Raw genomic sequence first — 13,104 nt, forward strand, 5'->3', positions numbered from 1 at the left:
CATCGGCCCCCGCCCGCGAAGGCGCCCGTGTCAGGAGCCGCCGCGCAGCTCGTAGCGGGGGTTGAACATGACCTTGCGCCCGTCCTGCACGCTCACCAGGCCCTCCGCGCGCAACCGGCGGCCCGGGTCGATCCCGGCGATCTTGCGCCGGCCCAGCCAGACCAGGTTGATCACGTCGGTGCCGTCGGAGAGCTCGGCCTCCAGCGCGGGCGCGCCGCCCCGGGGCCGCAGGGTCACGGTACGTAGCGTACCCGCGACGCAGTGCCGCTTGCGAGCGGCGCAGGCGGTGATGGGGGTCGCGCCCTCCTCGCCGGAGGTCTTCTGGAGGTCCTCGGCCTCCAGTTCGGCCTTGCTCGACGCCATACGGCGCAGGAAACGCCGCAGGCCACCGCGCTCTCGATCGGGCTCGGAACCATCACCGGTCTCCGGCGACGGCCCGGCCTGCACCTCGTCCATGATTCGAAGACTAAGGCATCCCCAAGCGAAACGAACCGCCCGGCTCTGAACGAATCAGGCCAAGTGCCATCACCTCATCCGATCACGGGAGGTGAGGGCCGCCGGCCGCGCGGCGCACCCGCCGAAGCATCCCAATTTCCCCGGGCGGGCCCCAGGATCATGCGCTGACGTCTACTTTGCCAAGGAGCGTCACTGTCCGTATGCGAACGCATACGGATGGAATTTCTCTCGACGTTCTCGACATTACGGGCCCCGACACGATGGCAGAGGACAGCATGCGGCGCAGGCACAGGGAGCGGAACTCCGGACGACGACGGCGGCGCCTCGCCGCGGTCGCCGCGGCGGGCGCCGTGGCGCTCTCCGCCGCGGGCGCGTCACTGGTGGCCTGCGGAGCCGGCCGCGCGCGTCCCGGCGGCGTGCCCGCGCTCGCCCCCGAGGATCCGCCCAGTACCGAGCGGCGGCCGGACACGATCAGCATCGCGCCGGCCGACGGCTCGGCGCGGGCCCGGCCGGACCGGGGCGTCACCGTCACCGCCGTGCGCGGCAGGCTCGGCAAGGTCGTCGTCCGGGCGAAGGGCGCCGCGGCCGCCGAGCCCGGCAGGCTGTCCGCCGACCGGCGGACGTGGCGGACGCGCTGGGCGCTCCGTCCCGCCACCGCCTACACCGTCACCAGCACCGGGACGGACGACGCGGGCGAGCCCACGACGGCGGTCAGCCGGTTCCGCACGCTGTCCCCGGCGGCCACGTTCGCGATCTCCGACGTCACGCCCCGGTCCGGCGAGCTGGTCGGCGTCGGGATGCCGCTCATCGTCACGTTCGACCGGACGATCACCGACCGGGCCGCCGTCGAGCGGTCGCTCGAAGTGCGGATGAGCGAACGCGTGCGGGGAGCCTGGAACTGGACGGGCGGGCGGCAGGTCGTCTTCCGGCCGCGGCGCTACTGGCCCGCGGGCCAGCGGGTCACCCTGGTCGCCCACACTGCCGGGGTGCGGGCCGCTCCCGGGGTGTTCGGAGCCGCCGCGGGGACGGGCGGCGCGGGGACGGGCGGCGCGTACACCAGCGGCGCGTACACCAGCGGGTTCCGTGTGGGCGCGGCCCGCGTCAGCACCGTCGACGTCCGCCGCCACCGCATGTCCGTCCGTGTCAACGGCGCCCTCGTCCGCAGCGTGGGCATCAGCGCGGGCAAGGGCGGGCGGCGCGCCTACACCACCACCAGCGGGGTGCATCTGGCCATGGGCAAGGGCGACCCGGTGATCATGACGTCGGGCTGGATGGGCGTCACCGACCGCGACGACCCGCGCTTCTACAAGCTCAAGGTGCGCCACGCGGTGCAGATCTCCAGCAGCGGCGAGTACGTGCACTCGGCGCCGTGGTCGATCGGTTCACAGGGACGCGAGAACGTCAGCCACGGATGCGTGAACGCGCCGCCGCCGTTCGCCCGGTGGTTCTACACCCATTCGCTCCGCGGCGACGTCATCACCGTGAAAGGCACCGACCGGCCCTTGGAGTGGACCAATGGCTGGGGTTTCTGGCAACTTCCGTGGAGCCGGTGGGTGGCGGGCAGTGCCCTCAAGCGCCCGGCACACGTCCGCCCGGCACACGTCCGCCTGGCGCACTGACGCCTGGCGCACTGAGCCGGCCGGGCCGGTGTTTCAGACGATCGGACGGCCCTTGCGGATGCGGCGGCGCACATCCCAGCGGTAGACGTTCCAGGGAAACTCGCGCATCGGCCGCGGCAGCACCTTGTTGATCCGGGCGGACGTGCGGACGTACTGGTCGAAGCGTGCCTGCTGACGCCTCGTCCACGTCACGCCCAGCTCGTCCCGGAATTCCTGCGGCAGGAAGCCGAGGGTCAGGAACCGGTTGAACGGCCCGAGGGCCAGCCGCACCGGAGCCGGGAGGAAGGCCATGTCGGTGAGGTCGAGCAGGTATCTGCGCGTGACGTCGTCCATCCGCACCTGGGTGAGCCCGTCCCGCCAGTACTCCTCGAACGCGGCGCGGTCGGCCGGCCACATGTCGTCGGTGACCTGGAGCGTGGTCCCGAACCGTGCGCCGTGCCGGTAGAAGTCGTCCCTCATCTGAGGGGTCGGCTCCCCGTACAGCTTGATGTAGATGTCCTCGGTGCCCCAGAACAGGCACGCGGCGACCCACAGCTGGAGGTCGCGGCTGAACGCGTTGTAGCCGACGGGGGCGCCCGGCTCCGACCGCACCTGGCGATGGGCCCGGTCGACCTCCCGGCGCATCGCCTCGCGTTCGGCCTCGCTGCCCTGCATCGCGACCATGATGTAGCTGAGGGTCGTCCGGAGCCGCTTGATCGGGTGCTTGTCCACCCGGCCGCTGTCGACCGTGCTCTCGGCCACGCCGCGGCCGACCGGCAACCGTGACAGCTGCATGATCACATTGGCGTTGGCCGCCCCGAGCGCGAAGCCGTTGACGGTCGCGCGCGCGATCTCGGGGATCTCGGGGACCGCGTGGCGGCGGGACACCTCGCCGGTCGGCACCATCGGGCCCTCACTTCCGGGACGCACGGGACGGATGTGCCCACCCTGTCAAAGTAAGTACTTGCTTGCAAGAGGACGCGCCGTCCGGCCCTTCTCGCGCGGCGGCCGATGAGTTTCGCTGAAGCCCGAAGTCTTTCTCTCAACGGATCTCCCAACGGATCCCCAACGAATCTCTCACCGCATCCTTCGCCGAGGAGGGCGACATGAAACTGGGCCTCCACCTGCCGATCGCCGGGCACGACGCATCCCCCGAGGTCATCGCGCACACCGCCGAGGAAGCCGAGCGGATCGGGCTCGACTCGGTCTGGACCTGGGAACGCCTGCTGCGGCCGACCGTCCCGATCGCGATGGGCGGGCCGGGCGGCCCGGTGATGGATCCGCCCGAGATGTTCGGCAGCGTCTACGACCCCCTGGAGACGCTGGCGTACGTCGCGGCCCGCACCACCCGCCTCACGCTCGGCACCAGCGTGATCGACTCGCTCTTCCAGAACCCCGTCATGCTCGCCCGCCGGATCGCCACCCTCGACAGGCTCAGCGGCGGCCGCCTCATCACGGGCATCGGCCAGGGCTGGATGGAACAGGAGTTCGCCGCCGCCGGCGTGCCCATGAGCCGGCGCGGCGCGGGCTTCGAGGAGCACATCCTCGCCATGCGCGCCGTCTGGGGCCCGAACCCGGTGAGCTTCGACGGCCGCCGCTACCAGATCCCCGAGTGCGAGATCGGGCCCAAGCCGGTCCGGCCGGACGGCCCGGCCCTGCTGATCGGCGCCGCCGCGCCGGCCTCGGTCGACCGGGCCGCGCGGCTCGGCATCGGGCTGACTCTCGTGATCTTCGACCCGGAGGCCACCCGCGAGACGATCGCCACGTTCCGTCGCACCGCCGAGGCCGCCGGCCATGACCCCGCCACGCTGCCCATCGCGATCCAGGTGAACGGAAGCGTCACCGCCAAGCCCCTCGACGAGCGCGCGCCGCTCACCGGATCGCCCGAACAGGTCGCGGCCGACCTGGCGACGCTGGACGCCGATCACGTCTTCTGGAACGACCCCATGACGCCCACGGACGAACAACTCCACAATCTCGGCCAATTGGTATCAAAATAGACAGACAACGTCCGGCACGTACAAATCTCCCGCGAGTCCGGATAACCGTGTGCAGGTCGTAATAACGAAAGGCCCCAAGACGCCACAGGAATAGGTAGTCTCCCCCATCGATCGCCCGTGGTAGAGCGAGGCATAGAGGGGGAAACGCCACATGACGGCCGCCAGCCGAGCACAGTCCATCACGCGTTGGACAGCCATAGCGTTCATGGCCACCGCGGTCCTGACCGCGACCGCCGGAGGCTTCGCCCAGTCCTACGCGGGCCTCTACCACTGGGCCCTGGAGCACGGGCTGCGCGGCTGGAAGGCCGAGTCCTTCCCCCTGCTCGTCGACCTGTTCATCATCGTCGGCGAGCTGGGGCTGTTCCTGCTGGCCATCGACGCCTTCGTGCTCCAGCGCCGGCGGCTGCTGAGCTGGCTGGACTTCGGCCTGCCGCTGTCGATCGCCCTCGCGGGCTGGACGGCCAGCCTGATCTTCAACGTCGGCCATGTCGGCGAGCGCGCCTTCTCCTACCAGGCCACCGCCGCCGTCCCGCCCATCGTGTCGATGCTCGGCCTCTTCGTCCTGCTGCGGACGCTCCACCGCTACGTCCAGGACGAGCCCGAACCCGAGCCCAAGCGCGATGCCCCGGACATCCGCGCGGTGGCCCTGCACCAGGTCACCCTCACGCCGATCCGCAACACCGGCCCGCTGTTCCAGGTCCGCGCCCGTCCGGAGCCGGCCCTGGAGCCCGGCGCCCCGCTGCCGGGCCGTAAGGCCGCCGCCGACGTCGGTGCCCCGGCCAAGCCGGTCACCGTGACCGAGACGAGCGCCCCCCGCGCCGAGAGCACCGCGTCCGCCAACGGCACGGGCAGTGTCAACGGCACGGCCGGCGTCAATGGCACGAGCGCCGCCAATGGCGTGGGCGCGCGCAACGGCGTGAGCGCGTCCCACGGCGCGAACGGCAAGCCGCAGCCCGCTCCGGCCGCGTTCGAGGAGGCCGTCCTGGCCCCCTCGGTCGTCATGAGCGGCGCGAACGGCGCGCGCGACGTGGCCGTCCTGCCGGAGACGGTCATGCCGGAGCCGGTCGCGCCGGACACCATCGAGCACCAGGACGCCGCCGCCCCTCCGGTCGACCAGGACGCCCTGCGCGCCGTGGTGATCGAGGCGCTGGAGCGGCACCAGGGAGATGTCGCGGCCACGCTCGCCGAGGTCACGAGCGAGGGCTACCGCTGCGACGAGGACGAGGTCCGGCGGATCAGCGCGAACCACTGGTTCCCCTACGCCGTCTACCGGCTGCTCGCCCGGCACGGCGGCGACGGCGAGACGGTCGCCCGCGTGCTCGCCGAGCGGGGCATCGACTTCGATCAGGCCTCGCTCGACGAACTCGTCCGTTCCTGGCGGGTCTAACCCGGGATCGGCACGGCGGCGCCCGAGACGTGGACGCGGGGGTCGCCGTCGCGGAGTTCCACCGTGAGGACGCCGGGGCGGCCCATGTCGTCGCCCTGGTGGAGGGTGAGCGTGGCGGCGGAGGCGACCATGCCGAGCTCCCGCAGGTACGCGCCGAACGCGGCCGCGGCGGCGCCGGTGGCCGGGTCCTCCACCACGCCGCCGACCGGGAACGGGTCGCGCACGTGGAAGACGTGCTCGGACTCGCGCCACACCAGCTGGACCGTGGTCAGGTCGTGCCCGGTCATGTACGCGGCGAGGCGGTCGAAGTCATAGTCCAGGTCGGCCAGGCGTTCGCGCGTGGCGGCGGCCAGGACGAGGTGGCGCGCGCCCGCGTACGCGAAGCGGGGCGGGAAGGCGGGGTCCAGATCGTGCTTGCCCCAGCGCAGGATGTCGAGGGCCTCTGAGAGGTCGGGCACCTCGTCCAGATGCGGCTCGACGCTCGTCAGGGTCGCCTGGAGAACGCCGTCGGCCTCGACCACCTCGACGGGAACCGTACCGGCCCGGGTGGCGAACGTCAGCTCGCCCGCGCCGATCCGCTCGGCCAGGGCGACGGCGGTCGCGACGGTGGCGTGCCCGCAGAACGACACCTCCGCCTTGGGGCTGAAGAAGCGGATCGTGAAGGCCCTGCCCGGCTCACCGAGGCCCTCCGGCGGCGCGGTGAGGAACGCGCTCTCCGAATAATTCAGGTCCGCCGCGATCGCGAGCATGGCCGCGTCGTCCAGCTCAGAGGCGTCCAGGACGATCCCCGCCGGGTTTCCGCCGGCGGGATCGGTCGCGAAGGCCGTGTAACGCAGCACCTCGCTGCTCAAGTTGGTCATGCCGATATCGAACACCATGAATCCACCCGTGATTCCGCCCACGATTCCACCGCGACGGGCCGCGCGGAGAAGGCCGCCTAGCTCCGGCCGGGGAGGCGGGAGCGGACGAGGTCGTAGAAGTAGCCGAGCTCGACGATCTTCATCAGCCGGGCGGTGACGATGTAGAGGAGCCCGCCCCCGATCCCCCCGATGAGCAGGGCCAGGAACGCCGAGAGCTGCTCGCCCGGCACCTGGCTGACGGCGAGGACGGTGGCCGCGGCGAACACCAGGGCGGGCAGGGCCGCCAGGTGCAGCTGGATCAGGGTGCGCAGGATCCGGCGGCCGTCCATGCCGCCCAGCCTCCGGCGCAGGACCAGCGCCGCGCCCACGCCGCCGAGCAGGTAGAAGATGCCGTACGAGAGCGGCAGGCCGATCACCACCTGCCGGGCCGGGACGAAGACCAGAAGCGCGAAGGCGGTGACGGCCTGGGCGATGCCGGCCGGGATCGCGATCAACCCGGGCGTCCGGGTGTCGCCGAGCGCGTAGAAGACGCGCATCAGCAGCTGGTGGAACGTGAACGGCACCACCATCACGGCGAACACCATGAGGATCAGGCCGATCCGGCGGGCGCCGTCCGGGGTGGTGCTCCCATGAGAGAAGATCGCGACCGCGCCGGGGACCCCGAAGGCGAACATGCCGGCCGACAGGGGCACCAGCAGCGCGCAGGCCAGGCGGAACCCCCGGGAGAGGTCCGCGCGGACGAGGTCCCGGCGGCCGTCGGTGACGTGGGAGCTCATCCGGGGCAGGAGGGCCGTGATGACCGAGACCGCGATGACCGCGTACGGCAGTTGGAAGACGACCAGGGCGAACTTGTAGACCGCCAGGCCGCTGCCCTCCACCGGATGCCCGGCGGCCTCGGCGGCGCGGTCCCCGGCGCGGGTCGCCACGTTCGCCGTCACGAGGACCCCGGCCTGCACGACGACCACGTACACCATCATCCAGACGGCCGTGCGCACCGCCTCGCCGAAGCCCGACCCGCGCAGGTCGAACCGCGGCCGCCAGCGGAACCCGGCGGTCCAGAGCGTCCAGGCGAGGATCGCGCTCTGCACGATCGTGCCGAACGCCGAGCCCAGCGCGAGCGCGGTCAACTGGCCGTCGGTGACGGTCTCGGCGGTCCGGCCCGCCCCGGCGAGCCACAGGTAGAACAGGGCGGCGGCCATCGTGATGAGGTTGTTGGCGACCGGCGCCCACATCGCCGCGCCGAAACGGTGCCGCACGTTCAGCATCGTGCCGCTGACGCCGCTCACCCCGATGAAGAACACCTGGATCAGCAGCAGCCTGGTGAGCAGCACCGTGACGTCGCGCTGCCGCCCCTCGTACTCGCCCGCGTACAACGAGATCAGCCAGTCGGCGCACAGCACCGCGACCACCGTCAGGACGAGCAGCGCGAAGAAGACGGCCGTGAAGAGCCGCTGCTCGGTGGCGGTTCCGCCGTCCTCGTCGCGCTTGCGCCGTTTGACCAGGAACGGAACGAAGACGCTGGCGAGCATGCCGCCGAGCAGCAGCTCGTAGACCGTGTAGGGGATCATCTCGGCGGCCTGGTAGGCGTCGCCGAGCAGCGCCGTGCCGAGGGCCGCGCCGATCGTGACCGTGCGCAGGAAGCCGGTGGCACGGGAGAAGACCGTGCCGATCGCCATGACGGCGCTGGAGTGGGCGACGCCGGGCGGGGGCCGCTGCGCGGCGGTGCCGATCTCATCGCCCTCGGAACCGGGCCGGTCGGCGGTGCCCGGATCGTGGACGTCGGCGGGGTCGTGGACCGTGGTCAGGCCGAGCTCGGGATCGGTGGGCGGCTCGGCGCGCTCGACCGCGTCGAGGATCTCCGGCATGCGCTGCCGATCGCCGTTGGCGCCCCGCACCGGCATCACCCCATAAACCCCGTCATATGAAGTATGCCGGAACGTGCCGCGGACGGCCCGGGATCCGACCCTGTACTCCGCTGCTAAGAACGCCCCGGATTTTCTGTTCTGTCGCAGCTAGCGCACGCCGTTCGCGCCCGGCCACCATGACCTGCGCCCATGAGTACATTTCCGTACTTCTGAAAGGCATTTCATGAGAAGAGCGATTCCCCTGGCCGCCGCCGTGCTGGTCGTCACGGCGGGAGCGGCGCCCGTGACCGCCTCGGCCGGGGAGACCCGCGCCGCGGAACGGACCGAGACCCCGGTCGTCTCCAGCTCGCCGATCACCGAGGTCACCGAGTCGGCCGTCCGGGTGAAGATCCCGCTGCCCGACTCCGCCGGCCCCCACCCGGAGGCCTGCGACTGGCTGTCGTACCTGCGGTTCCGGCACAAGGACGGACCGGCCGCGTCCGCCCAGTCGGCCAAGATCCTGGTGGCCCAGCCGGGCGTCCTGGAGGGTGCCGGCGCGTTCAACAGCGTCGCGCGCAACACCGTCGCGGAGGCGGCGAGGAACGGGAAGTACGTCGAGTTCTGGGCCCTGGACCGGCGTTCCAACTGCCTGGAGGACAACACCGGCGTGCTGGCGGGTCTCGCCGCCGGTGACGCCCACCTCGCGGTCGACTACTACTACCGGAAGAAGGAGGTCGGTGGACGCGCCTTCGCCGGTTACCAGACCAACGACCAGGTGAAGTGGCTCCAGAACGTGGGCCTGGCGCAGACGATCCGCGACCAGTACGACCTCATGGCGGCCGAACTCCCCGACCAGGCGCAGCGCAAGAGCAAAATGTTGTGCGGCGGGCACTCGCTGGGCGGGGTGCTCACCGGCTTCTTCGCCAAATGGGACTTCGACGGCGACCGCTCCACCACCGCCGACGCCGGATACAACCAGTGCTCCGGCTACTTCGCCCTCGACACCCGCATCCAGACGGGCCTCCCCGGCCTCGAAGGCCAGATCCCGACGGACCTGATCCCGCTCATCAAGTTCGGGGCGGACGCGGTGAAGGCCGGGCTGGAGAACGGGATCGTCCCGCGCACGCTCTCGGCCCCGGCGGTCATCAACTCCGAGACGATGAACCTGCTGTCGATCGCGGGTCTGGCCGCCCGGCTCGCCCCCGGCGGCCGGTCCGACCTGGCGACCTACATCCCGGCGAGCTTCAACACCGACGCCACCTACCGGCTGCTGTTCTCCAAGGACCTGGCGACCTTCGTCAAGGGCTCGCCGACCGTGAAGGACTTCAAGTTCACCAACGCGGCGGCGCTCGGCGCCCTGATGGACGACGACTCCGAGCCTCTGGCGTTCCTGCAGACCAGCCTCGGCTTCTTCGACGGCGGCCGGATCGTCGACAAGGACTTCCCCGTGCCGAACGACCTGGCCAAGGCCGGGATGCCGTTCCTGCGCAACCTGCTCGGCACGGAGAACAAGGCCATCCCGGACGAGCCGGACGGCCCGCTCTACACCTGGCGCAACTACGACGACGTCGCCGGCCTCACGTACAAGTCCAAGGACGGCACCCTCTTCACCACGCCCGAGACGGAGGTCACCGACATCGGTGAGCTGGCCCGCAGCCTGGCCGAGCATCCGCTGGACTTCACCGAGGACTACTTCCCCACCAAGATGATCACCGATATCGCCCTGGCCTCGGCCCCCGGCATCGCCGATCCCGCCGTCCACGAGGGCGGCATCAAGGCCAACCCGACCATCAACCTGGAGGGCGGGGACGGCATCGGCTTCAGTGACCCGCAACCGGGCGACGTGATCGCGCCCGGCTACCAGCACCTCGACGTGCTGACCGCCGCCGCGGCGCAGAACGGCGGCAAGCCGGAGCTCATCTCGACGAGCCTGGCCCGCTTCGCCACCGGCTGACCCGGCCGGGCCGGGGGCCGATCGGGTGATCTTCATATTGTCGTGAAACTGGTGAACTTCATTGAGTTGATAGGGTTTCGTGACATCGCTCCACCCGATCGGCCTCCGGAGGCGCCGCGTGACGACGCCGTCAGACACCCAGCCGCCGGGCGCCCGGCCATCCGACGGCCGAACTTCTGACGCCCGGCCGGCAGACCCGTACGACGAGACACTGCTGCGGTTCGTCGAGCGCTTCGCGATCGTGCTGAACGAGAGCGGGATGCCGCGCATGCCCGCCCGTGTCTTCGCCTTCGTCCTGGCCGACGACGCCGAGACCTACACCGCCGCCGAACTGGCCGCCGGCCTGCGGGTCAGCCCGGCCGCGATCTCCAGCGCCGTCCGCCACCTCATGCAGACCGGGCTGCTCGGCCGCGAACGCCGCCGGGGCGAACGCGTCGACCACTACCGGGTCTACGACGACGACGTGTGGTCGGCGATACTCCGGCAGCGCGAGCCCATGCTCCGCCGCAACGAGGAGTTCCTGACCGAGGGCGCCGAGATGCTCGACCCGGCGCGGCCGGGCGGTCACCGGGTCCGCGAGACCCTGGAGTTCTACCGGTTCGCGCGAGCCGAGTCGCCGCGCATGATCGAGCGCTGGCAGGAGCACCGTCGCAAGCACCGGCTCGATCTCGAAGCCGGGGAAGACTCCGCCTGACCCGCACGGCGAACTGACCCGCACGGCGAAACGGGGCGGCCGCAGCCGCCCCGCTCCGTTTTCCCTGTGACCGGTGAGATGTGGCCGGTCAGACGCCCACCGCCGCCACCGCGGGGGTCCGGGTCACCCGGCGTGCCGCGCCGAGGGCCGTGCCCAGGGTGAGGAGCACCGACAGCACGATCACCCCCGTGTACACGGCCGGGCCGCCCTCGGGCAGGGCCGAGCCGAGCCGGACACTGGCGTACGGGAGGATCGTGAACAACGAGGCGACCGTTCCCAGCAGGACGCCGGTCACCGTCAGCACCGCGCCCTCCAGCGCCACCATGCCGAGCACCTGGCGGCGGGTGGAGCCCGCCAGCCGCTGCTGGCCGAACTCCCTGCCGCGGTACGTGGTCGCCGCGAGCAGCGTGTTGACCAGCATGATCGCGGCGAAGACCACGATCATCCCGATAACCACGAGGTTGAGCGTCTCGATGTTCTTCTGCTCCACGCTCTTGGCCAGCCCCGCCGCCTCCAGCGCCGCGTTCTCCGTGCTCTGCATGTAGAGCGTGCCCGTGGCGATGGCCGTGAACAGGACGATCGGGGTGAGCGCACCGGCCAGCTGACCCGTCCGCTGCCGCAGGTTGCACACCGCCAGGTGACCGGTCACGCCGCCCAGCCGTTCCACTGGCCCGGCCAGCAGGGCGACGACCCGGCGGAGGATGACCGGGCCGATCAGCGCCAGGCCGATGGCGACGCAGATGTCGGCCTGCCCCGCGGTGGACATCGCGTCACTGCCCTCGCCCCGCATCGCGGTCGCGGTGACGACCGCCAGATCGAGCCCGAGGAGCAGGAACAGGGCGGCCCCGGCGACGCGCTTCTTGCTCATCCGGCCCTGGTCGAGGGCCGCGTCCGCCAGCGCCTCGGTCACCCGCACCCGGGCGGCCCGCCGCACCGCGATCAGCGCCGCGCCGACGGACGCGACGAACGTGATGGCCAGCCCCATCGGGACCGCGAGCGGCCCGAAGACGTACGAGACGTCCCCGTCCACCTGCCCGGTCGAGATCAGCAGCTCCAGCAGGCCCCGGCCCGCCAGCGCCCCCGGCACGACCGCGAGCGCGACGGCCGCCACCGCCAGCATCGCCGCCTCACCGACGATCATCCGGCGCAGCTGCGCCGGCGTGGCACCGACGCTCTTCAGCAGGGCGATCTCCTCGGCCCGCTGCCGGACCGACAGGGTCAGCGTGGACGCCACGGCGAAGACCACCAGCAGCAGGCCCCAGCCGCCGACCACGCTCGCCACCGTGACCATGGTCTCCCGCCCGGTCCCCGACGCCCCGCCGAGCAGCGCGGTGTCGTACATGGAGCCGAACGTCATCAGGATCGACGCGCCGAGGAACATCGACAGGAACGCGGCGGCGAAACCGCCCGCACGGAACCGCAGGGTTCTGAAGGCGAGCCCGGCCATCACGCCACCGCCGGGATCATCGCGTCGGACAGGTGGGTCATGCGCTCGGCGACCGCCTCGGCCGTCGGCGCGGCCATCCGGCCGACGATCCGGCCGTCGGCGAGGAAGACCACCGAGTCGGCGTACGAGGCCGCCACCGGGTCGTGGGTCACCATGACCACCGTCTGGCCGTGCGCGCGCACCGCCTCCTGCAGGAGCGCCAGCACGTCCCGCGCGCTCCGCGTGTCGAGCGCCCCGGTCGGCTCGTCGCCGAAGAGCACGCTCGGCCGCGTGACCAGCGCCCGTGCGATCGCCACCCGCTGCTGCTGCCCGCCGGACAACTCCGACGGCCGGTGGTGCAGCCGCTCCCCGAGCCCGACGCGGGCCAGCACGGCGCGGGCCAGTTCGGGATCGGCCCTCCGGCCGGCGAGCTTCAGCGGCAACGTCACGTTCTGCATGACCGTCAGCGCCGGCAACAGGTTGAACTGCTGGAAGACGAACCCGATCCGCTCCCGCCGGAACCTCGTCAGCGCCGCCTCGTTCCGTCCGGCCAGTTCCTCGCCGTCCACGAACACCCGGCCGGCGGTCGGCTGGTCGAGCCCCGCCGCGCAGTGCAGGAACGTGCTCTTGCCCGAACCGGACGGGCCCATGACCGCGGTGAACGACCCTGTGGGCAGGGCGAGCGAGACGCCGTCCAACGCGTTCACCTGATTGCCCTCGACGCCGTAGACCCTGCTCACCGACTCCAGCCGGAGCGCCTCCGGCGAGCCGATGCGCTCCACTCCCTTTCGCCCGAACATCCCGTACCTCCGCGTAGTCCCGCGCGCCTCTCGCGCCGTCAGGTACGAAGCTATGAGCGCAGGAACACCGGGCACATGGACCCAC

11 protein-coding genes are annotated in these 13,104 nt (G+C 71.5%); 5 read left to right on the forward strand and 6 right to left on the reverse strand.

What is annotated here, in order from left to right:
* Positions 1–30: 30 nt before the first annotated feature.
* Positions 31–456: an OB-fold nucleic acid binding domain-containing protein gene (locus ACGFNU_RS27755; protein ID WP_392598170.1), complete on the reverse strand. Its 426-nt coding sequence runs from the start codon at positions 454–456 to the stop codon at positions 31–33.
* A 260-nt stretch (positions 457–716) separates the two neighbouring features.
* On the opposite strand from ACGFNU_RS27755, the gene ACGFNU_RS27760 reads away from it, so the two are divergent.
* Positions 717–2,075 carry an Ig-like domain-containing protein gene (locus ACGFNU_RS27760; RefSeq protein ID WP_392598171.1) on the forward strand — a complete coding sequence of 453 codons (1,359 nt, stop codon included), beginning with the start codon at positions 717–719 and terminating at the stop codon, positions 2,073–2,075.
* A 33-nt stretch (positions 2,076–2,108) separates the two neighbouring features.
* Here the strand turns inward: ACGFNU_RS27760 and ACGFNU_RS27765 are convergent, their stop codons facing one another.
* Positions 2,109–2,960: an oxygenase MpaB family protein gene (locus ACGFNU_RS27765; protein ID WP_392598173.1), complete on the reverse strand. Its 852-nt coding sequence runs from the start codon at positions 2,958–2,960 to the stop codon at positions 2,109–2,111.
* 200 nt (positions 2,961–3,160) lie between these two features.
* Between ACGFNU_RS27765 and ACGFNU_RS27770 the strand changes: the two genes are divergently transcribed.
* Together ACGFNU_RS27770 and ACGFNU_RS27775 are read left to right on the forward strand one after the other, a co-directional pair.
* Entirely contained in the window at positions 3,161–4,054 is an 894-nt protein-coding gene (locus ACGFNU_RS27770; RefSeq protein WP_392598175.1) for an LLM class flavin-dependent oxidoreductase, read from the forward strand.
* Positions 4,055–4,259: 205 nt separating this feature from the next.
* Complete coding sequence (locus ACGFNU_RS27775) at positions 4,260–5,441, forward strand: DUF2637 domain-containing protein (protein ID WP_392598176.1); 1,182 nt, start codon at positions 4,260–4,262, stop codon at positions 5,439–5,441.
* Here ACGFNU_RS27775 and ACGFNU_RS27780 read toward each other — a convergent pair.
* The gene (locus tag ACGFNU_RS27780; RefSeq protein WP_392598177.1) at positions 5,438–6,301 is read right to left on the reverse strand and encodes a PhzF family phenazine biosynthesis protein; all 864 of its coding nucleotides are present in this window, start codon (positions 6,299–6,301) and stop codon (positions 5,438–5,440) included. The two genes, ACGFNU_RS27775 and ACGFNU_RS27780, sit on opposite strands and share 4 nt — an antisense overlap.
* A gap of 77 nt (positions 6,302–6,378) precedes the next feature.
* The gene (gene murJ, locus ACGFNU_RS27785; protein WP_392598178.1) at positions 6,379–8,196 is read right to left on the reverse strand and encodes a murein biosynthesis integral membrane protein MurJ; all 1,818 of its coding nucleotides are present in this window, start codon (positions 8,194–8,196) and stop codon (positions 6,379–6,381) included.
* Positions 8,197–8,389: 193 nt separating this feature from the next.
* Between murJ and ACGFNU_RS27790 the strand changes: the two genes are divergently transcribed.
* Together ACGFNU_RS27790 and ACGFNU_RS27795 are read left to right on the forward strand one after the other, a co-directional pair.
* Positions 8,390–10,099 carry a hypothetical protein gene (locus ACGFNU_RS27790; RefSeq protein WP_392598180.1) on the forward strand — a complete coding sequence of 570 codons (1,710 nt, stop codon included), beginning with the start codon at positions 8,390–8,392 and terminating at the stop codon, positions 10,097–10,099.
* Between the two features lie 118 nt (positions 10,100–10,217).
* The gene (locus tag ACGFNU_RS27795) at positions 10,218–10,793 is read left to right on the forward strand and encodes a GbsR/MarR family transcriptional regulator (protein WP_392598182.1); all 576 of its coding nucleotides are present in this window, start codon (positions 10,218–10,220) and stop codon (positions 10,791–10,793) included.
* An 88-nt stretch (positions 10,794–10,881) separates the two neighbouring features.
* Here the strand turns inward: ACGFNU_RS27795 and ACGFNU_RS27800 are convergent, their stop codons facing one another.
* Both ACGFNU_RS27800 and ACGFNU_RS27805 read right to left on the reverse strand, forming a co-directional pair.
* Positions 10,882–12,240 carry an FtsX-like permease family protein gene (locus tag ACGFNU_RS27800; protein ID WP_392598184.1) on the reverse strand — a complete coding sequence of 453 codons (1,359 nt, stop codon included), beginning with the start codon at positions 12,238–12,240 and terminating at the stop codon, positions 10,882–10,884.
* Positions 12,240–13,019, reverse strand: coding sequence for an ABC transporter ATP-binding protein (locus ACGFNU_RS27805; protein ID WP_392598185.1), 780 nt, complete (start codon positions 13,017–13,019; stop codon positions 12,240–12,242). Before ACGFNU_RS27805 ends, ACGFNU_RS27800 begins: the two co-directional genes overlap by 1 nt.
* Between the last annotated feature and the right edge of the window lie 85 nt (positions 13,020–13,104).

The sequence above is a fragment of the Spirillospora sp. NPDC048911 genome (assembly GCF_043198015.1).
Taxonomy (GTDB): Bacteria; Actinomycetota; Actinomycetes; order Streptosporangiales; family Streptosporangiaceae; genus Spirillospora.